24 protein-coding genes are annotated in these 17,515 nt (G+C 67.9%); 17 read left to right on the top strand and 7 right to left on the bottom strand.

Annotated elements, in window-relative coordinates; genetic code table 11:
* Positions 1–83: 83 nt before the first annotated feature.
* The 5 genes from ABZ855_RS24945 (at position 84) to ABZ855_RS24925 (ending at position 2,622) form a co-directional block, all read left to right on the top strand.
* Positions 84–284 carry a hypothetical protein gene (locus ABZ855_RS24945; protein WP_360810466.1) on the top strand — a complete coding sequence of 67 codons (201 nt, stop codon included), beginning with the start codon at positions 84–86 and terminating at the stop codon, positions 282–284.
* Positions 281–892: a pilus assembly protein TadG-related protein gene (locus ABZ855_RS24940; RefSeq protein ID WP_360810447.1), complete on the top strand. Its 612-nt coding sequence runs from the start codon at positions 281–283 to the stop codon at positions 890–892. Before ABZ855_RS24945 ends, ABZ855_RS24940 begins: the two co-directional genes overlap by 4 nt.
* A gap of 15 nt (positions 893–907) precedes the next feature.
* On the top strand, positions 908–1,504 hold the full coding sequence (locus ABZ855_RS24935; RefSeq protein WP_360810296.1) for a hypothetical protein: 597 nt from the start codon (positions 908–910) through the stop codon (positions 1,502–1,504).
* Positions 1,505–1,506: 2 nt separating this feature from the next.
* Positions 1,507–2,136 carry an OmpA family protein gene (locus tag ABZ855_RS24930; RefSeq protein ID WP_360810295.1) on the top strand — a complete coding sequence of 210 codons (630 nt, stop codon included), beginning with the start codon at positions 1,507–1,509 and terminating at the stop codon, positions 2,134–2,136.
* A 108-nt stretch (positions 2,137–2,244) separates the two neighbouring features.
* Positions 2,245–2,622, top strand: a complete 378-nt coding sequence (locus ABZ855_RS24925) for a hypothetical protein (protein ID WP_360810293.1) — start codon at positions 2,245–2,247, stop codon at positions 2,620–2,622.
* 47 nt (positions 2,623–2,669) lie between these two features.
* Here ABZ855_RS24925 and ABZ855_RS24920 read toward each other — a convergent pair whose 3' ends face one another.
* From ABZ855_RS24920 to ABZ855_RS24910, 3 genes are read right to left on the bottom strand one after another with little or no spacing between them, the layout of a single operon-like run.
* Positions 2,670–3,038 carry a hypothetical protein gene (locus ABZ855_RS24920; protein ID WP_360810291.1) on the bottom strand — a complete coding sequence of 123 codons (369 nt, stop codon included), beginning with the start codon at positions 3,036–3,038 and terminating at the stop codon, positions 2,670–2,672.
* The gene (locus ABZ855_RS24915; protein WP_360810289.1) at positions 3,035–3,235 is read right to left on the bottom strand and encodes a hypothetical protein; all 201 of its coding nucleotides are present in this window, start codon (positions 3,233–3,235) and stop codon (positions 3,035–3,037) included. The genes ABZ855_RS24920 and ABZ855_RS24915 overlap by 4 nt, the downstream gene beginning before the upstream one ends.
* A complete protein-coding gene (locus tag ABZ855_RS24910) occupies positions 3,232–3,684 on the bottom strand; it encodes a hypothetical protein (protein ID WP_360810287.1) in 453 nt (150 codons plus the stop codon). The genes ABZ855_RS24915 and ABZ855_RS24910 overlap by 4 nt, the downstream gene beginning before the upstream one ends.
* Positions 3,685–3,839: 155 nt before the next feature.
* On the opposite strand from ABZ855_RS24910, the gene ABZ855_RS24905 reads away from it, so the two are divergent.
* The 7 genes from ABZ855_RS24905 to ABZ855_RS24875 all read left to right on the top strand — a co-directional run bounded on the left by ABZ855_RS24905 (position 3,840) and on the right by ABZ855_RS24875 (position 7,571).
* Positions 3,840–4,106: a GntR family transcriptional regulator gene (locus tag ABZ855_RS24905; RefSeq protein WP_360810285.1), complete on the top strand. Its 267-nt coding sequence runs from the start codon at positions 3,840–3,842 to the stop codon at positions 4,104–4,106.
* Between the two features lie 218 nt (positions 4,107–4,324).
* Positions 4,325–4,447, top strand: a complete 123-nt coding sequence (locus tag ABZ855_RS24900) for a hypothetical protein (protein WP_360810283.1) — start codon at positions 4,325–4,327, stop codon at positions 4,445–4,447.
* A 59-nt stretch (positions 4,448–4,506) separates the two neighbouring features.
* Positions 4,507–4,632: a hypothetical protein gene (locus ABZ855_RS24895; protein ID WP_360810281.1), complete on the top strand. Its 126-nt coding sequence runs from the start codon at positions 4,507–4,509 to the stop codon at positions 4,630–4,632.
* A 96-nt stretch (positions 4,633–4,728) separates the two neighbouring features.
* A complete protein-coding gene (locus ABZ855_RS24890) occupies positions 4,729–5,322 on the top strand; it encodes a hypothetical protein (protein WP_360810279.1) in 594 nt (197 codons plus the stop codon).
* A gap of 39 nt (positions 5,323–5,361) precedes the next feature.
* The gene (locus ABZ855_RS24885; protein WP_360810277.1) at positions 5,362–6,021 is read left to right on the top strand and encodes a hypothetical protein; all 660 of its coding nucleotides are present in this window, start codon (positions 5,362–5,364) and stop codon (positions 6,019–6,021) included.
* A gap of 414 nt (positions 6,022–6,435) precedes the next feature.
* Positions 6,436–7,014 (top strand): dihydrofolate reductase family protein, encoded by a 579-nt coding sequence (locus ABZ855_RS24880; RefSeq protein WP_360810275.1) that lies wholly within the window; start codon positions 6,436–6,438, stop codon positions 7,012–7,014.
* Positions 7,015–7,061: 47 nt separating this feature from the next.
* Complete coding sequence (locus tag ABZ855_RS24875) at positions 7,062–7,571, top strand: GNAT family protein (RefSeq protein ID WP_360810273.1); 510 nt, start codon at positions 7,062–7,064, stop codon at positions 7,569–7,571.
* On the opposite strand, the gene ABZ855_RS24870 is transcribed toward ABZ855_RS24875, so the two are convergent.
* Positions 7,566–8,054, bottom strand: a complete 489-nt coding sequence (locus ABZ855_RS24870; protein WP_360810271.1) for a DinB family protein — start codon at positions 8,052–8,054, stop codon at positions 7,566–7,568. The genes ABZ855_RS24875 and ABZ855_RS24870 overlap by 6 nt on opposite strands.
* Positions 8,055–8,156: 102 nt before the next feature.
* On the opposite strand from ABZ855_RS24870, the gene ABZ855_RS24865 reads away from it, so the two are divergent.
* Positions 8,157–8,936 carry a class I SAM-dependent methyltransferase gene (locus tag ABZ855_RS24865; RefSeq protein WP_360810269.1) on the top strand — a complete coding sequence of 260 codons (780 nt, stop codon included), beginning with the start codon at positions 8,157–8,159 and terminating at the stop codon, positions 8,934–8,936.
* A 338-nt stretch (positions 8,937–9,274) separates the two neighbouring features.
* Here the strand turns inward: ABZ855_RS24865 and ABZ855_RS24860 are convergent, their stop codons facing one another.
* Positions 9,275–9,631, bottom strand: a complete 357-nt coding sequence (locus ABZ855_RS24860; RefSeq protein WP_360810267.1) for a DUF192 domain-containing protein — start codon at positions 9,629–9,631, stop codon at positions 9,275–9,277.
* Positions 9,632–10,347: 716 nt separating this feature from the next.
* Here ABZ855_RS24860 and ABZ855_RS24855 point away from each other — a divergent pair.
* The 4 genes from ABZ855_RS24855 (at position 10,348) to ABZ855_RS24840 (ending at position 15,610) form a co-directional block, all read left to right on the top strand.
* Positions 10,348–11,124: an isoprenyl transferase gene (locus tag ABZ855_RS24855; protein ID WP_360810265.1), complete on the top strand. Its 777-nt coding sequence runs from the start codon at positions 10,348–10,350 to the stop codon at positions 11,122–11,124.
* Between the two features lie 335 nt (positions 11,125–11,459).
* Positions 11,460–12,785: a PhoH family protein gene (locus ABZ855_RS24850; protein WP_319211343.1), complete on the top strand. Its 1,326-nt coding sequence runs from the start codon at positions 11,460–11,462 to the stop codon at positions 12,783–12,785.
* Positions 12,786–13,181: 396 nt separating this feature from the next.
* A complete protein-coding gene (locus tag ABZ855_RS24845) occupies positions 13,182–13,895 on the top strand; it encodes a transglycosylase SLT domain-containing protein (RefSeq protein ID WP_360810262.1) in 714 nt (237 codons plus the stop codon).
* 188 nt (positions 13,896–14,083) lie between these two features.
* Entirely contained in the window at positions 14,084–15,610 is a 1,527-nt protein-coding gene (locus ABZ855_RS24840) for an AI-2E family transporter (RefSeq protein ID WP_360810260.1), read from the top strand.
* Positions 15,611–15,796: 186 nt separating this feature from the next.
* Here ABZ855_RS24840 and ABZ855_RS24835 read toward each other — a convergent pair whose 3' ends face one another.
* Both ABZ855_RS24835 and ABZ855_RS24830 read right to left on the bottom strand, forming a co-directional pair.
* Positions 15,797–16,735, bottom strand: a complete 939-nt coding sequence (locus ABZ855_RS24835; protein ID WP_360810258.1) for a M56 family metallopeptidase — start codon at positions 16,733–16,735, stop codon at positions 15,797–15,799.
* 175 nt (positions 16,736–16,910) lie between these two features.
* Complete coding sequence (locus ABZ855_RS24830; RefSeq protein WP_360810256.1) at positions 16,911–17,444, bottom strand: carboxymuconolactone decarboxylase family protein; 534 nt, start codon at positions 17,442–17,444, stop codon at positions 16,911–16,913.
* Between the last annotated feature and the right edge of the window lie 71 nt (positions 17,445–17,515).

The raw sequence follows: 17,515 nt of genomic DNA, 5'->3' as shown, positions 1-17,515 counted from the left end.
GGTCCCCGGACCCACGCGGAGTAGACCGTCTTTCACGTACGGTGGCCGTGTCGGTATTGACGTTCGGCGGAAGGGCAGGCGCAGTGGACAGGTTCAACAGGTGGACGTGGACTGTCGTTTCCCGGATGCGGGGCGGTCAGCGGGACAGGGGGGCCGGGTTCGTGGAGTACGCCGGCCTGATGATCATCGTCGCCGGGATCTTCGTGCTGATCAGGGGTCTCAATCTGGGCAGCATAATCTCGGGGGCGATCAGCACTGCGGTCACCAGCGTCACCGGCGGCTGACCGCCGCACGCGTTCTGAGTGACCGTGGGCAGACCCTGCCGATCTACATCTGGCTGACGGGAATCCTGCTCTTCGCCGCCGTCGCCTTCTTCGTGTTCGCGCAAGCAGCGTCCGTCCGCAACGGAGCCCAGTCCGCGGCGGACGCTGCGGCGTTGGCGGCCGCACAGGACGCCCGGGACGAAATGGTGGACGGCTTGGTGGCCGCAATCGAGGCGGACGACGATGACTGGCTCGACTGGCTGGACGGTGACAAGCCAGTGGGCGATGGCGCCCAGGCCGCCGCGCAGGCTCTGGCAGCCGACAACGACTCGTCTCTCGATGGCGAGGCCGTGCGGGTAGTACGGGACGGATATCCCGGATTCCGGGTCAACATCCAGACCAACTACACCGTCGGCAACTCGATCATTCCAGGCACCGAAAGTATGAGGGGCAAGGCCCACGCGACCGCTGTCATCCAGCCGCGCTGCGAGAACGTACCCCCCGTCGACCCCCTGGATCCCTTCGAGTTGGACTGTGACGGCGAAACCGTGACCATCGACCCCGGTGATTTCAATCCAGACGACTTTCCCGACGCGTCTGTGCTGTTCTCTGTGCATCTGGTCGAGTGAGAGGAAGTCGTACCGATGAAGTTTCGGCGCACCATGAAGAGCCGTAGGGCAGTGACCGCGGTGGCGATCGCGACCGGATTGCTCCTCACGGTGGCGGGCTGTGGGGGAGGAGACGGCGACAAGACGGACGAGAAGGCGTCTTCATCGGCACCCAGCCAAACCCAGAGCGGCGGAGACGAGAAGACGGAGTCCCCGGCACCGGCTGCCGAACCCGCGCTGGCCGAAGTGAAGAACGGCGACATCACGCTCACGGTCACCTCGGCCGTCCGCGATCAGGGTGGCTTCGTGACGGTGAACGGCACGGTCACCAACAACGGCGGGAAGTTCTGGGTCCCGGGCGACTGGCTCGGTGACGAAAATGAGCTTCTCAAGAACGGCGCCTCTCTCGCCGGAGCGTCGCTGGTCGACAGCAAGGCCAAGAAGAAGTACCTCGTCCTCCGGGACACCTCTGGACGCTGCCTGTGCACGAAGTTCGAGGGAGGAGGCGTGGACACGGGACAGACGGCCGACTGGTACGCCCAGTTCCCCGCTCCTCCGGAGGGTTCCAACCAGGTGAACTTCCAAGTCGGCACGATGCCTCCGGCGTCGATCGAGATCTCCGAGGGCGAGTGACCATGGCCGTCACCAGCCGCTCCACCTCAACCGTGCTCACGGCCCTGGCGGTACTGGCCACCCTTTCCCTGACGGGCACACCCGCCGCCGCGGACGACGACAACCCCGCTGCTCTTCCGGGCGCGATCACCACCTCACCACCCCCCGAAGTGGACCCGAACAGCCCCGGCCTGAAACTGGCCGCCGGCGCCACGCTCGCCCCGTCCAAGGTGCTCGACATCATGTCCGTCGTGGAGGACATGGGCGGCGAGGAACGCCGGGTGGACACGAGTGAGAGCGTGACCTTCGCACTCCAGGCGGAGGTCCTGTTCCCCAAGAACAGCTCCAAGCTCAACCCGGAGGCCCGCTCCCGTATCCAGGCGATCGCCGACGAGATAAAGGCCCAGAAGGCCACGAACGTCAGGGTCTTCGGCTTCACCGACAACCTCGGCTCGTACGCCCACGGCCTGACCCTCTCCAAGAACCGCGCGGAGGTGGTTCACGACGAACTGGCCGCCGGCCTGGGCCCGGACGTGACCTTCCAGGTACGCGGCTACAGCGAGGACTACCCGATCGCCGACAACTCCTCGGAACAGGGCCGGCGCAAGAACCGGCGCGTGGAGGTGACGTTCCAGAAGGGGGGCGAGAAGTGAGGCACCTCGGGCCCGGAATGGGTCCGCCCCTCGGCGACAGAGTGAGCTGTCCGCACCCGAGCGCGTGCCGTACCGGCGCGACTCCGCTCCCTGCGCGAGCGTGACGCCATGGTGATGTGGATCCGCATGTACGACGAGGCCCAAGACCTGTGGCAGTACTTCGAGGGGGACGAGCAGGGCCAGATCCTCCGACAGGTGGACGTGCGAGGCGTCGACGGCACCCCACAGACGGCCGCCTCCCGGGAGGAGGGCCTCCGGCTCCAGGAACGCGCGGACATCGCCACCATGAGCCGGTACGAACAGCGATACGGCCGCGTCGCCGAGGCCAGCCTCAGGACGTGGGCGGATTCGCCGCACGCCGAGGCGATCTCAGCGGAGGAATTCGAGGGGGCGTGGCTGGATGCCCGGCGGAGACTGGGCACCGCCGCACCGCTCCGGGCACGCGCAGATGAGGGGCACACCTTGCCCGATGGCCGCACAATCTGAATGGATCAGATGTTGTGCGGCCGTTGGTTGGAACCTGAAGGGCGACGCTATCGCGCCAGTACCGGGCCGTGGCAGGTGCAGGTGCACACGAGGTAGTGGACTCCGGGTACGCCGGTGTCGCGAGGTTCGGCGTCCTGGCACTCGGGGTGCTGGCCCAGGACGCAGCGGGGGGAGCGGAACGGGGGTTCCGCTGTCCAGGCCGGTTCGGGGGTGTGGGTCATTGTCCGCCCCTGTCCAGGGCCGAGGTCCGTCCCGCCGACAAGGGGGATGGCGTACCAGCGTGCGCCCTTGGCGTCCTGGTGGTCGTCCTTGTGTCCCTTGGGGAGGACGCATGCTCCGGTCTCGCTGAGAATCGGTGCTCGGTAGAACAGTGAGGCGCGGACCGTCTGGCACGTGGCTGTCGGGGTGGTTGTCATGTGGTACCTCCGTCGTACGCTCGGCGGTAGGCGCCCCACAGCTCCTGTCCGCTCTCGCATCCGTCCTGTGCCTTGGTGACGCGCTTGCAGTCGGTGCACTTGCGGGCGTGCTCGAACCACAGCCGGTAGGCGCGCAACATCGGCAACTCGGCCTTTCGTACGGCGCTTTGGGCTCTGGTGCCCCTGGCGCTGGTCATCGGGGCCTCACCGCGCTCAGCTCGGCGTGGATGTCTCGGGTGTCGACGTCGATGCCGAAGTCCACGGCCAGCACCGTGACCGCCCGGCGGCGCAACCGCACCGCCCGCTCACGCGCCGCCCAGTAGGGACGTACACGAGACGTACGGGCTGTCGGGACGGCGTTCGTCTCCGGAGGTGGGTCCGAGAGAGTGTTGGGCAGGTAGGGCCGTGACAGTCGGGAGGCGGAACCGTCCAGAGGGCCGTGGTCGGTGCTGTACGGCGACCGGCGCAAGGCAGGCACCCGCACCGCCAAACCGGCAGGGCGTCCGGTGTCCTTGCGGGTCACGATGGTCCGCATCGGCACGGGAGGTTTCCGATGGGTGCCGGTCGGTGGGATCAGGCGGGTGAGGACCCGGAGAACCAGGGTCACCACAACCCAGTGCAGCGCGGCAGCGCTACGCTCGGCCATGTTCATCAACTCCTAACAGTTGGTGGGCCGCGCCCCCGGACGTTCGCACCGTCGCGGGGGTCTTGCCGTATCGGGACATTACGCCAACTTGTAAGGTGTTGTCAGGTGACTACAGCTAACGATATGCATCGTCGCAGGTCAAATAGGGTCGAGATATGACTGTCGACCTTGAGGGGCCTGAGCCGCTGTACGAGCAGATCGCCCGCATACTTGGCTCGCGCATCGCAGACGGCACGTACGCTCCTCGCCGTCGAGTGCCGTCCGAGGCGGCCATCTGCGAGGAGTTCAACGTCTCGCGACCGACTGCACGGGCGGCTCTCCAACTCCTGATTCAGCGCGGGCTCATCATCACGGTGCGGGGCAAGGGATCGTTCGTTGTTGAACGCCCTTCCGGGGGCGGCGATGGCCCGGGTGAGAAGTAGACGAGCCGACCCTGCGAATGGGCTCGCTTCTCCCGCGTGACAACGTAGGGAGGCCCAATTGGGCAGTGGATACCGCACCAGCTGGAAGTCCCGACCGAGTATCGCGACGACCCCGCCTACCGCGCCGCAGGCCGACGGATGGACTTCGCGCAGGCGGTCTACGACGGTCGCTCGGCGACATCTACGTCTCGCTCCGCTATCGCGACGGAGCGCTGCGCGTGATCCTCCACGATGCCCACCCCCGGCATACGCACCCACGCATGTTGGCGGCCTGCGACGCCAAGCGCCGCGCGACCCTGCGCGTACTGGCATGCGTGGTCTGCGCCTGCCAGGGCGACTGAGGCTTCGCCGCCGCCCGGGAGCCGCATGGCGGTATGCGCTTGCGCTGGAATTGGGCGGCATGCTGCCCGTCACCGCTGATTTTCTTGACAACGACATCGTCGGGGACGGCAGCACAGGAATCGACGGTGTGCGGAGCATTCTGGACGGCGGCGCGCTGATCGACCTCGCGCGGTACGCGTTCTGAACCGAAGGGTAAGAGAGGACGCACATGAACCCCACAGGCCCCCCTGCCGCCTGGGAGCACCCACCGACCCGGCGGGCTTGGTCAAAGCAACTTGCGATGAATGTGGTCGCTCTCGTTGCCTGGATCGCGTTGTGGTTTGCCCTGCTGGCCGTCTTGTCGGTCTTCCTGGGACCCGGTTATGCGGTCGTCGTCGCGCCGTTCCTCGTGTACAGCTTCTACCGAGCATTCCTTCAGCTCTTCATCATTGCCGCCGTCTTCCGGATGAGGCGCGTCTTGCGCGTGTATCCGTGGCAGCTGGCCCATCAACCCCCGCACGGCCTCGCCAACCGGACCGATGTCTTCGGCAAACAGTTCGGCTGGTTCGAGTTTCCGAACCCGGCCCGGCCGGAGGAGTCACTGCCCATGGTGTTCGCCCGGCATTGGGGTGTCGGCTGGTGGAGCCGACGCATGGCGCCTCGTGCGACACCTGAACTCAAGGCCCAGATCGGCTCGGTATGGCTTGCCGGGGACCCTCGTTTCATCGGGGTGCTCGCCGCACCTACGTCTGACGGGGCGATGCCGCGCCGCTTCCGCTTCCTTCACCAGCAGACGGGGTCGGACGGCGGGCGTCGTACCGTCGCAGACTGGGGAGCCACTGCCGAGGACGTCGAACGCGGTCGCCGTGCCGGGATTGTTCCTGTCCGATCCTGAATCACCGACACTCACGAAGCCTTTAAAAAACTTATGGAAATGACATACCGCGTCCTCGTCGATGACTCGGCAAGTGATCCCAGTGCAGGCATCTGGTTTGCCGTACCGGGAGGCTTCACCGAGCTGCCGATTGACATTCTTCTCGCCGCACCCGCCTCTGCAGAGGCCGACCGGCTCCAGAAGGCGCTGGCACCCATGGTCGAGGCCGTTCCTGACGGCGTCACCCGACAGCAGTTCATCGCCCAATTGGCATCGGGGCAGCAGCTCTTGCGTGCCCTGCGCGAGGTGGGCACAGTCCACTGCTCCCTGGGCGTCCACCGTGACGACACGGCGGGAAGCAATGGCGAAACCCTGCATTCCCTTTTCACCGTGTCCTGGCGAGACATCGCTTGGTCACCGCGGGCGGTGAGTGCGGCCCGGGCAGTGGCCACAGAGGGGCAGCACTCCCACCTCGAGTACTTGGACCTGCCCAGTGGTCCTGCGTCGATGGGCGAGACGGTGCGTACGCCAACTCCGGAATCCGGCCTTCCCTCGACCGCGATGCTCCAGATCTATGCATATCTGCCTCATCCGGACTGCAAGCGCATGGCGGTCTTGATGCTGAGCACGACGGCGGTGGCGCGACGCGAGCAGTACCGCGAAATCCTGCGGCAGATCGCTGAACTCACGAGCTTCGAATCGCCGTTGGTCGAAGCGTAGGCAAAGGGTCCAGAACCTCGGGTTCACAAAGCAACCGACCGAGATCGGTACCTCTCCGGCGCGATCGGACCTTGCGCCAGGTCTGGCGGTCCCGAGAAAGCGAACGTGGCAACAGGCGTTGACCTCGATTCTTCAGCGATCGTGAGTGCATGACGGGGCTGTCGGTTCGCCCTGTCCGGCTGACCAACTACAAAGGGCGGATCATGCCCTCGGAAATAGTCCCTGACACGGCCTGCAACTCGGCGCTCGTCCACGACGTGATGAAACCGCTGCTCCCGCCGATTCCCCGAAGGCCTTGCGGGCCCCGAGACGCCATCAACGTGAAACCCCGCGTGGCAACAGGACCCGGGGAATGGCCGGATGAGTACCGTCAACGCGCCAGTACTGCTCAGACGTAGGTGAGGTGTGTGTGCCGTGCGGAAAGTCGTCCTGATGATGTCCGTTTCTCTCGACGGGTACTTCGAGGGGCCCAACCGTGAGATCGACTGGCATCTCGTCGATGAAGAGCTTCACCGGTACTTCAATCAGAAGGCCAAGGCCATGGGTGCCTTTCTTGAAGGGCGTGTCACCTATCAGCTCATGGCCGACTTCTGGCCCACCTACGATGCCGGTGCCGACGCCGACAGTGCGGACCCCATGGTTGAGTTCGCCGGGATCTGGCGGGACATGCCGAAGTATGTGTTCTCCCGGACCTTGGAGCATGCCGACTGGAACACGACCATCGTGAGGGAAATCGTCCCGGAGGAGATTCGGGCGCTCAAGGCGCAGGCCGGCGGGGACATGGCGGTCGGCGGTGCCGAGCTCGCCGCCGAGTTTCTGCGGCACGACCTCGTGGACGAGTTTCATCTCTGCGTCCACCCCGTGCTGATCGGACGAGGCAGGCCCCTCTTCACCGACGCCGACCACCTCACCCGGCTCCAGCTCGTCGAGACACGTACCTTCGGCAACGGCGTCGTACTCCTGCGGTACGAGCGGGTCAGCGGCGGCCAGTAGAGGGACAGCCGCCGGTCATTGTCAGTGGCCGCTGCCAAACTCCCGACATGACGACCGACAGCGTGACCGACGGCAGGGCCGGCAACGACGTACAGCTCCGTGATGTCGTCGAAGCCGATCTGGAGTTTCTCCTCGCCTACGAGCATGATCCGGAAGCCGTACGCCGGTCGCGGTTCACGCCCCGGCCGCGGGACGCCTTCATGGCGCACTGGAAGACGAAGATCCTCGGCGACAGCACCGTGTTCGTGCAGACGGTCACCGTGCGCGGTGAGCCCGCCGGCAGCATCGTCGCGTGGTGGGAAGGCGAACAGGGGGTCGGCGGCGATCGCTTCATCGGGTACTGGCTCGGGCGGCCGTACTGGGGGAGGGGGGTGGGCAGTGTTGCCCTCGGGCTCTTCCTGTCGCGCGAGATCCATCGGCCCCTCTACGCCGATCCGTTCGCCGAGAACACCGCCTCTGTCCGCCTTCTCGAGAAGCACGGCTTCCGTCGTAGCGGTACGGTGCGCCACGGCGACGACGAACACCTCATGCTCGTCCTGGACGCGGGCCCCTCATGACGGGGTGTACTCGCCCGTCGCTCCGTCGATCAACTCCCGCACGATGTCCATGTGCCCCGCGTGCCGGGCCGTCTCCGCCGTCATGCGGACCAGGACCCAGCGCAGCGAGCACTCGTCGTCCCGCCATGTCGGCTTGCCCAGGGTGTCCAGGGGGAGTTCCGTCAGTACGCGGTCGGCGGCGGCGCGGGCGCGGGCGTAGAAGTCGGTGATCTGGGCGATGGTCTCGTCCGGGCCCGCGGTCATGTCCTCGCCGAGGTACGGGTCGAACCAGAAAGGCTCCGGCTCGCGGCCGAACGTCTCCACGAACCAGCCGTACTCCACCGACGCGAGGTGCTTCACCAGTCCCAGCAGGCTTGTGCCTGACGGCGTCATCGGTCTGTGGACCTGCTCCTCGTCCAGGCCGTCCAGTTTCCACAGCACCGCGTCCCGTTCCTGGTCGAGCTTCGCCCGCAATGTTGTCGTCTCGTCGTCTGCGTACAACATGTCCCGCACCAACTCCGTTTTCGCTATCCGCTTTACGGCCCGGCTGTGACCGTGCCGAAAATTATCAGCGGGTACTGACAGCAGCCTGAGAACATCAGCCCTATGTCCGTACCCGCGTCCGCGCCCACCTTCGAGCAACTCCTCGCCGAAGGGGCCGCCGTTCCCACCGACGGCTGGGACTTCTCCTGGTTCCACGGGCGGGCCACCGAGGCTCGGCCCTCCTGGGGGTACGCCCGGGCCATGGGTGAGCGGCTGGCCGGAGTGTCCGCCGCGCTCGATGTGCACACCGGAGGCGGTGAGGTCCTCAACACCGCCCCGAAGCTGCCGCCGCTCACCGTCGCCACCGAGGGCTGGCCGCCGAACGTCGTCAAGGCCACCGCCCTGCTGCATCCGCGCGGCGCGGTCGTCGTCGCCGTACCGGACGACGCGCCGCTGCCCTTCGCGGCCGACGCCTTCGATCTGGTCGTCAGCCGGCACCCCGTAGCGCCGCACTGGACCGAGATCGCCCGCGTTCTGCGGCCCGGCGGTACGTACTTTGCCCAGCATGTCGGGCCGGCCAGCGCGTACGAAGTGGTCGAGCACTTCCTTGGACCGCAGCCCGACCAGCAGCACAGCGCTCGCCACCCCGACCGTGAGCGTGCCGGTGCGGAGGCGGCCGGGCTGGAGATCGTGGACCTGCGCGCCGAGCGGCTGCGGATGGAGTTCTACGACATCGCCGCTGTCGTGCACTTCCTGCGCAAGGTGGTCTGGATGGTGCCCGGGTTCACCGTGGACGCGTACCGCCCCCAACTCCGGGCCCTGCACGAGCTGATCGAGGCCGAGGGGTCGTTCGTGGCGTACAGCAGCCGTCATCTGTTCGAGGCTCGCAAGCGTTCCGTCTGACAGGTCTCCGGGACAATCCGTAATATTTGCGGCATTTCATGGCTTATTGTGGGCAAACATCCGGATATCGCTCAGGCTCATCTCAATGCGCCCGAATATTGGCGAAATCTCGGCGTCCTCGCTCGATCCGCGAGACATGTGTGCGTATGCCCGAAAAGGCTTCACGAGGTTTCCACATCGTTATCGCGAGTGTTCGTGAGCATGGGTCGCCGTCGCGTAAATTTGAGTAAAGGGCAATTCGCGTGAGCAAAGTGCGCGGGTGGTACCGCGCAGAGGAGGGGCCTGCGCGGTGCCAGGCCCACCCCTTCCGGGGCTCTCGGGGGTCGCGCCACTCCTGTTCAGCGGTCCGCCTGCGGCGCGTCGTCGGTGTCGAACGAAAGCCGTACTCCCCGTCGAACTCCCCACCTCTCCAGGGCTCCGGCCTCCGCCTCCAGGATCGACCGCACCCAGGGGCGGGGCAGGCCAACTCGGCCCGGGCGCATGGTTCTTACTGTCCGGACCCGCGCGTTTGCGTCCAGGTAGGCGACGTCGATCGCGAACCGCATCCCGAACGTGTGGATGGAACTCGCGGGCTTCAGGAGCAGTGCGCCCTCGATGCCGTCCCGGCCCAGGAGGCCGCGCCGGCGCGCTCGGCTGGACTCGGCGAGCTCCAACGGAACCGGTTCCGGGGTCAGAGGGGTGGTGAACGAGGCCATGACTGCGAAGTTAGCGACGGCGTCAAGCGGGCGTTCGCGACGGGGTCGCCCCTGGGAGGGATGCCCTGTCCCGGGCGCCGCCCGCGGTTGTCCGGCACTCGAATGGCACTGTAGCGCTCAGGGGTGTGCATCGGGAGGCGAAAGGTGCCAGATGCCTCAGGATCCCTTCGGATCCCGCGATTTTTCCTGGGAATCAGCTGTTTTCCGGCCATGATCCAGCCATGAAAACCCCGTTCCGAGGCCATCCGCGCGTTGTCGGGCGACTTCGGAGAGTAGTTGTTCCGCGCTGATGCACGCAGCATCACTCACGAAGGGTTATGGTGGAAACCCCCCCTCGGGCCGGTCCGTCTCCCCCCCACGGACCGGCCCGTTTTTTTGTGCCCGGACGAGCCAGCCGGATACCACCGCTCTCCAACCCTCCCGCTCTCGAACCCTCCCGCTCTCGAACCCTCCGCTCTCGAACCCTCCCGCTCCGGCCTCTCCCGCCGCGACTGCCTCCTGCTTCCGACCCCGCCCCCCGTCCCAAACCCCCACCCCAAACCCCCCACCCCAAACCCCCCGCCCCCTTCCCCCACGCGCAAGACCCCCCGCCGCGCAGCGGTACGCTTCCCCCTCCGGGGATCGTCACCCCCGAGGACCGCCACGGGCAGGGACCGCGGGCCAGGGATTGCGCTCGGCCGCGCCTGTCCGATCCGTACGGAGGGGCTGACAAACACGTGAAGCTGCGCGACAACCTGCGCCGGCTGCTGGTCAGGGTCTACACACGCAGGGTCGAGGGTCACCTCGACCACGACCAGGTGCCCAAGCACATCGGCGTCATCGTGGACGGCAACCGGCGCTGGGCGAAGGCGGCGGGCTCCACCACCGCCCAGGGGCACAAGGCCGGCGCCGACAAGATCGAGGAGTTCCTCGGCTGGTGCTCCGAGACGGACGTCGAGGTCGTCACCCTCTGGCTGCTCTCCACGGACAACCTCACCCGCTCGCAGGAAGAGCTGGCCCCGCTTCTCGGAATCATCGAGAACGTCGTGACCTCCCTCGCCGCCGACGGCCGTTGGCGCGTCCACCACGTCGGCAACCTCGATCTGCTCCCGGGTCAGCTGCAGACCCAGATCAAGGAGGCCGAGGAGTCCACCGCGCATGTGACGGGCGGAATACTGGTCAACGTCGCCATCGCGTACGGAGGTCGACAGGAGATCGCCGACGCCGTGCGGTCGATGATGCTGGACGCCCACGACAAGGGCACCTCGCTGGAGGAACTCGCCGAGAGCGTCGACATCGACATGATCGGCAAGCACCTCTACACCAGCGACCAGCCCGACCCCGACCTCGTCATCCGTACCAGCGGCGAGCAGCGGCTGTCCGGGTTCATGCTCTGGCAGACGGCCCACTCGGAGTACTACTTCTGTGAGGTCTTCTGGCCGGCCTTCCGCAAGGTCGACTTCCTGCGTGCCCTGCGTGACTACGCGGCCCGCCACCGGCGCTACGGCGGCTGAGCGACCCGCTCCGCGGGCTGTTCACCGGTACTGCCCCTGAGGTCGAGGGTGCGGAAGTAACAAGGAGTTCACCAGCGCGCCGCCATGCGGCGTGGCATGGTCGCGCATGTTCGAGGGCATAAGCCAAGCAGGTCGACACCCGAACCACGGGTGTCGTATCTCAGCGGACGGCACGGGGCCGTCCGCCCGGGAGGCCCTTTGCACCAGCCCGACCGTGTGGTCACAGCACGGGCGAACAGGCGGAGGGCCGGTTCTCGGCCCGCGCACAGCGGCCGTCGACCGGTCCAGATCTCCTTCGTCGCTCCCCGACCTCATCCGAGGGGGTACGTCCTTCCGTGGTGACCAGCACAAAGCGCCGTATGCCAGACCGGCGCACCTATGTTCTCGACACCAGCGTCCTGCTGGCCGATCCAGGCGCTCTGAACCGCTTCGAGGAGCACGAAGTCGTGCTCCCGATCGTCGTGGTCACGGAACTGGAGGCCAAGCGGCACCATCCCGAACTCGGGTACTTCGCCCGGCAGGCGCTGCGCCTGCTGGACGAGTTCCGGGTCCGGTTCGGTCGTCTCGACGCCCCGATCCCGATCGGGGATCTGGGTGGGACCGTCCGTGTCGAGCTCAACCACTCGGACCCCAGCGTGCTGCCAAGCGGCTATCGCCTGGGGGACAACGACTCCCGCATCCTCGCGGTCGCCCGCAACCTGCAGGCCGAGGGGTACGACGTCACCGTCGTGTCGAAGGACCTGCCGCTCAGGATCAAGGCCTCGTCCGTCGGTCTCCTCGCCGAGGAGTACCGCGCGGAACTGGCCATCACGGGCTCTTCCGGCTGGACCGGAATGTCCGAACTGACCCTGGCCGGTGAGCAGGTGGACCTCCTCTTCGAGGAGGGGCACGCCTACGTCCCCGAGGCCGCCGAACTGCCGGTGCACACCGGCCTGACGATCCAGTCGGAGCGCGGCAAGGCGCTGGGGCGCGTCACGTCCGAGGGCAACGTCCGTCTCGTACGAGGGGACCGTGAGGCGTTCGGTATCAAGGGGAGGAGTGCCGAGCAGCGGATCGCGCTCGATATCCTGCTCGATCCGGACATCGGGATCGTGTCGATGGGCGGCCGGGCCGGCACCGGCAAGTCGGCGCTCGCGCTGTGCGCGGGGCTGGAGGCCGTGCTGGAGCGGCGGCAGCACCAGAAGGTGATGGTCTTCCGGCCGCTGTACGCGGTGGGCGGGCAGGAGCTGGGCTATCTGCCCGGTTCGGAGTCCGAGAAGATGGGCCCCTGGGCCCAGGCGGTGTTCGACACGCTGTCCGCGGTCACCAGCCGCGAGGTCATCGAAGAGGTCACCGCGCGCGGCATGCTCGAAGTGCTGCCCCTCACCCACATCCGCGGCCGGTCGCTCCACGACGCGTTCGTGATCGTGGACGAGGCACAGTCGCTGGAGCGGAACGTCCTGCTCACGGTGCTGTCCCGGATCGGCGCCAACTCGCGGGTGGTCCTCACCCACGACGTGGCACAGCGGGACAACCTGCGCGTCGGCCGGTACGACGGTGTCGTCGCCGTCGTCGAGAAGCTGAAGGGCCACCCGCTCTTCGCGCATGTCACCCTCAACCGGTCCGAACGCTCCCAGATCGCCGCCCTGGTGACCGAAATGCTGGAGGACGGGCACATCTGACCCTCAATGGGTGAATAGGGAGTCGGTATTTCGGCGCCGTCCGGCAAAGGCGAAGAGCCTAGCCGGACGGCGCTTCCGCGTCTGCGGCTTTCCTCAAATCACTGGGGACAAACGAGGTGTGAGCTTTCACACGCAACTCAGAATTGCCACCCGGCGTCCGGTTACGGCAGAGTCTCACTCCTGTCAGGCCCCGCATACGGCACATCTGTATCCCCAGTAGTACGGCACCACAGAAGCACCGCCTTCAACTCCATACCGCCGCCGTATGCCGCCCGCGCACCACGCGGCGCTCCCCGCAGGGGAGTTGCCCACCGGGCCCGTGCCTCCCGTGACCCGCAGTTGGGAGGCCAGTGTCTCGGGGCAAGATTGCGTCCGCCAAGGTCACCGAAGCGGGCGATGCTGGAAGGAAACCGTGTGAGCCGGATTTCGGTCCGGGGACTGGCAGTGGCTTCGGCCACCGCGGTCACCGCTGTCGGCGCAGTTACGGGTGTGGCCTCGGGCCAGACCGGGACCCCCCAGGACGCCGAGGCACTGGTGGGCGACACCACGCTGCTCACGGACATCCCCGTGGGTTCCCAGGCCGAGGTGCAGACCGCGTCCCTGACGCAGCAGGCCGACATTCAGGCCATCGCCGCCGACGCCACCGCCAAGAAGGACGCCGAGGAGTCCGCGCGCAAGCAGGCGGCCAAGGACGCGGTGGCCAAGCAGAGGGCCGCCGAGAAGGCCGAGGCCGAGGCGAAGGCGCGCAAGGAAGCGGAAGAGGCGGCCAGCCGTTCCGCGACGCGCGACGCGTCCAGCTTCCCGCAGCAGGCCTCGTACTCGATCGCCGAAGTCCAGGACATGGCGCGCCAGATCGTCCCGGCCGACCAGTTCCAGTGCTTCAGCAACATCGTGGACCACGAGTCCAGCTGGAACTACCGGGCGGACAACCCCAGTTCCGACGCGTACGGCCTGGTGCAGGCGCTTCCGGGTTCCAAGATGTCCTCGGCGGGAGCCGACTGGGCGACGAACCCGGCCACCCAGATCAAGTGGGGCCTGAGCTACATGAACGACCGCTACGACAGCCCGTGCGGCGCATGGAACTTCTGGCAGGCCAACCACTACTACTAGGCCTCCAGGGTTTTCCGGGTCCGCCGAGTCTCTCGCGCCCCGGTTCTCTCAACCTTTCCGAGCCCCTCGCCGTCCTTCGGTGGGGGGCTTCGGCCGTGTACGGTCAGATACGGACCGTTGCTCCTGTGGCTCGCGAGCTGTAGGGGAGAGCGGTGGGCAGAGGGAGAGACGGGGGACGAGGGCGGATCATGTCGCGAGTGCCGCATTGGCTCGGCCGGGCCGGTGCCCGGCTGACCGAGATGGGTCAGCGGTTGGACGCACGCCGGGCCGAGGTGGAGAAGGAGCACACGGACGTCGCGGATGACGCGTACGACGCGCGTGACGTGGCCTCGCCGCACGGCACCGAGCCACCGCGGCGACCGGACACCTCAACAGCCGCGACTTCTTCCGCGACTTCCGCCGCCTCACCCCCCACGCCGTCCTCCGAGCCCGGCCAGGGGCTTGGCCAGGGGCCCGGCCACGGGCCCGAGCGGGAGCAGTCTTCCGCTCCCGTCGCCGCGACCACCACCACCCTCACCGGTCCTGGCGCGGTCGCGGTCCGGCCCGAGCCCGCCTCCGTCGTCCCGTGGGGCGTACGGGTCGCGGCCGAGGCGGGCTGGCGGCTGCTGGTGCTCGCGGGCACTGTCTGGGTGCTGATGCGGGTCATCAGCGCCGTCCAACTCGTCGTCTTCGCCTTCGTGGTGGCGCTGCTCATCACCGCGCTGCTCCAGCCGACGGTCGCCCGCCTCACCCGGTGGGGCATGCCGCGCGGGCCCGCGACCGCGCTCACCGCGATCCTCGGGTTCGTCGTGATGGGGCTCATCGGCTGGTTCGTGACCTGGCAGGTCATGGAGAACATCGACAACCTCGCCGACCAGATCCAGGACGGCATCGACGAGCTGCGCAACTGGCTGCTCAAGAGCCCCTTCCACGTCACCGACAAGCAGATCAACGAGATCGCCGAGAACCTGCGCGACGCGGTCGGTGCCAACACGGACGAGATCACCTCGGCCGGCCTGGAGGGAGTCACGGTCATCGTCGAGGGGCTGACCGGCATACTGCTGGCCGCCTTCTCGACCCTGTTCCTCCTCTACGACGGCAAGCGGATCTGGCAGTGGACGCTGAAGCTGGTCCCGGCGGCGGCCCGCCCCGGGGTCGCCGGCGCCGGCCCGCGAGCCTGGCGCACACTCACGGCGTATGTGCGCGGCACGGTGATAGTGGCTCTGATCGACGCCATCTTCATCGGCCTCGGCATCTACTTCCTGGATGTGCCGATGGCCGTCCCGCTGGCCGTCTTCATCTTCCTGTTCTCCTTCATCCCGCTGGTCGGCGCGGTCGCGTCGGGTGCCCTGGCGGTGGTGGTGGCGCTGGTGACGCAGGGCGTCCTCACGGCGGTGCTGGTGCTGGCGGTCGTACTGGCGGTGCAGCAGATCGAGGGCCACATCCTGCAGCCGTTCATCCTGGGCCGGGCGGTGCGGGTCCACCCGCTGGCGGTGGTGCTGTCCGTGGCGGCGGGCGGCATGGTGGCGGGGATCGGCGGCGCGGTGGTCGCCGTACCGCTGGTCGCGGTGACGAACACGGTCGTCGGTTATCTGCGCGCGTACTCCCAGGCCCACACCCAGGAAACAGCGGCCCTACGCCACACCCCACCGCCACGCGGAGCAACATCGGCAGAAATCGCCCTGACCAAGTCCCAACAACGCACCGAGCAGCCGGACACCCCCGAGGGGCCGTAGGCCCCCTCAAGGGGCGCGGGGAACTGCGCGACCAGCCACAGCAAGCCCGCGGTTGCCGCGCAGCGCACGGACGGACACCCCCCGAGGGGCCGCAGGCCCTTCCAGGGGCGCGGGGAACTGCGCGACCAGCCACAGCAAGCCCGCAGCCGACGCCCAGCGAGCACACCAACCCACCCCGCCCAACGCTCAGTTCAGCACCTTCAGAGCCGGCCCCAACGCGATCAGCAACGGAATCAGCGGAGCCACCCCCGCCGCCAGGAGGGCGACCGCCCGGTACGGCGCGTCAACGCGCGGCGGAGGCGCAAGCAACCGCTCGACCCGGTCACCCAGCTGCCCCCGACTGCACGCGCAGGACAACACCCCCCGATGCCGGTTGAGTTCGATCAGGGCGACCGCGGTGGTGCGATGGCCGCAGCGCCGGGAAGCCGTGTCGTCGGCGGCCAATTCGACCAGCCGGTGCGTCTGGTCCCGGAAGTGCGTGAAGACCGGAACGCGCGGGAAGCCGGTGGCCAGCGCCTGCGAGAGATGCAGCAGCCAGTCGTGGCGGGCGCGGGCGTGACCGAGTTCATGGGCGAGTACGGCGTCCAGCTCATGGTCCGACAGCCGACGCAACGCGCCCGTGGTGACGACGAGTTGAGGTGTCGGCCCCGGCATCAGCCAGGCGTCGGGATACTCGTCCTCCAGCACCAGCAGCGGCCCCCGGACGGCCGGGAGACCGGCGGGCAGGTCCGGCGCCCGCTCCCGCAGGTGCACGCGCCGCAGCCGGCGCCGCCTGCGCGCCTCGGCGAGTTCCCGGGCGAGCATGGCGACCGTCCAGGCCGCCCCGCAGGCCAGCAGCAGCGTCAGTACGGTGAGCCAGACAGGCGCCCGCCCCAGCTGGTAGGCGGCGGTGACCGAGGGCGGCGCGGGCGCGAAGGCGTGGGCGCGAACCGTGCCGAACGCGGCCGTCGCACCCAGCAGCAGCGCGGCGAGGCAGCACACCAGCACGGTGGCGACCAGGCACTGCCACACCCACAGCCCCAGCACCGGCTCCCGGTCGGGCCACCCGGCCCGGGTCAGTACACGCGGCAGCACGGCGGCGGCCGTCAGGGCGACGGCGGCCATCAGCACCAGGACGACGGTCATGCGGGCGGCTCCCTCTGAACGAGAAACACGGTCCTCGCGGCCGGTACGACGAAGGCGGCGACGAACGGGGTGAGGGTCGGCCCATTGTCGGACGTACCGCGAGCCGAGTCCAGTCACCCGCCCGGCCCGTGACGCCCGCTCCACTAATCCACTAGTCCTCTACTCCTCTACTCCTCTACTCCTCGAGGATCGCCTCCGCGTCCAGTGTCGTGCCGACGGCCTGCACGACCGCCGCGATCCTGAACACCGCCTGCACCGTCTCCCGGTCGACCCCCGCCGCCCGCAGCACCCGTTCGTGGGCGTCCAGGCAGGCGCCGCAGGCGTTGATCGCCGACACCGCCACCGACCACAGCTCGACGTCGGTGCGCTCGACGCCAGGATCACCGAGCGGGTTCGCCCGCAGACCGGCGCGCAGCCGCCCGTACTCAGGGTCGGAGAGCAGATGGCGGGTGCGGTGGAAGACGTTGCTCACCGCCATCGAGGCGGCGGTCGAGCGGGCGGCCGTGTACGCCTCGGGGGAGAGCCGCGCCCTGGCCTCCGGCCCCAGCTCGCGAAGTACGCGCGGTGAGCGGGACGCGATCGCGCAGACCAGCACGGTGCCCCACAGCCGTTGCCCGGTCAGTCCGGAGCCGTCGATGGCCTTCCCCAGGTTGACGCGCAGGTCCGCCGCGTAGTCCGGCAGCGCGGACTTCAGTTCGGCGAGGCCCATACCCAGTCACCACCATTGATCGGGAGAATCACTACACTCCGCCATGTTGATCTGTGAAAGCTATCAAACCT

Origin of the sequence: Streptomyces sp. NPDC047042 (assembly GCF_040644035.1) — a bacterium.
Lineage (GTDB): Bacteria > Actinomycetota > Actinomycetes > Streptomycetales > Streptomycetaceae > Streptomyces.
This window is presented reverse-complemented; position numbering and strand designations above follow the sequence as displayed.

What these genes read in the sequence shown, in the direction of transcription:
- ABZ855_RS24935 (WP_360810296.1), top strand. Translation starts at nt 908, where the DNA reads ATGAAGTTTCGGCGCACCATGAAGAGCCGTAGGGCAGTGACCGCGGTG.
- ABZ855_RS24930 (WP_360810295.1), top strand. Translation starts at nt 1,507, where the DNA reads ATGGCCGTCACCAGCCGCTCCACCTCAACCGTGCTCACGGCCCTGGCG.
- ABZ855_RS24925 (WP_360810293.1), top strand. Translation starts at nt 2,245, where the DNA reads ATGGTGATGTGGATCCGCATGTACGACGAGGCCCAAGACCTGTGGCAG.
- ABZ855_RS24920 (WP_360810291.1), bottom strand. Translation starts at nt 3,038, where the DNA reads ATGACAACCACCCCGACAGCCACGTGCCAGACGGTCCGCGCCTCACTG.
- ABZ855_RS24915 (WP_360810289.1), bottom strand. Translation starts at nt 3,235, where the DNA reads ATGACCAGCGCCAGGGGCACCAGAGCCCAAAGCGCCGTACGAAAGGCC.
- ABZ855_RS24910 (WP_360810287.1), bottom strand. Translation starts at nt 3,684, where the DNA reads ATGGCCGAGCGTAGCGCTGCCGCGCTGCACTGGGTTGTGGTGACCCTG.
- ABZ855_RS24905 (WP_360810285.1), top strand. Translation starts at nt 3,840, where the DNA reads ATGACTGTCGACCTTGAGGGGCCTGAGCCGCTGTACGAGCAGATCGCC.
- ABZ855_RS24895 (WP_360810281.1), top strand. Translation starts at nt 4,507, where the DNA reads ATGCTGCCCGTCACCGCTGATTTTCTTGACAACGACATCGTCGGGGAC.
- ABZ855_RS24890 (WP_360810279.1), top strand. Translation starts at nt 4,729, where the DNA reads ATGAATGTGGTCGCTCTCGTTGCCTGGATCGCGTTGTGGTTTGCCCTG.
- ABZ855_RS24885 (WP_360810277.1), top strand. Translation starts at nt 5,362, where the DNA reads ATGACATACCGCGTCCTCGTCGATGACTCGGCAAGTGATCCCAGTGCA.
- ABZ855_RS24875 (WP_360810273.1), top strand. Translation starts at nt 7,062, where the DNA reads ATGACGACCGACAGCGTGACCGACGGCAGGGCCGGCAACGACGTACAG.
- ABZ855_RS24870 (WP_360810271.1), bottom strand. Translation starts at nt 8,054, where the DNA reads ATGTTGTACGCAGACGACGAGACGACAACATTGCGGGCGAAGCTCGAC.
- ABZ855_RS24865 (WP_360810269.1), top strand. Translation starts at nt 8,157, where the DNA reads ATGTCCGTACCCGCGTCCGCGCCCACCTTCGAGCAACTCCTCGCCGAA.
- ABZ855_RS24860 (WP_360810267.1), bottom strand. Translation starts at nt 9,631, where the DNA reads ATGGCCTCGTTCACCACCCCTCTGACCCCGGAACCGGTTCCGTTGGAG.
- ABZ855_RS24845 (WP_360810262.1), top strand. Translation starts at nt 13,182, where the DNA reads ATGCTGGAAGGAAACCGTGTGAGCCGGATTTCGGTCCGGGGACTGGCA.
- ABZ855_RS24840 (WP_360810260.1), top strand. Translation starts at nt 14,084, where the DNA reads ATGTCGCGAGTGCCGCATTGGCTCGGCCGGGCCGGTGCCCGGCTGACC.
- ABZ855_RS24835 (WP_360810258.1), bottom strand. Translation starts at nt 16,735, where the DNA reads ATGACCGTCGTCCTGGTGCTGATGGCCGCCGTCGCCCTGACGGCCGCC.
- ABZ855_RS24830 (WP_360810256.1), bottom strand. Translation starts at nt 17,444, where the DNA reads ATGGGCCTCGCCGAACTGAAGTCCGCGCTGCCGGACTACGCGGCGGAC.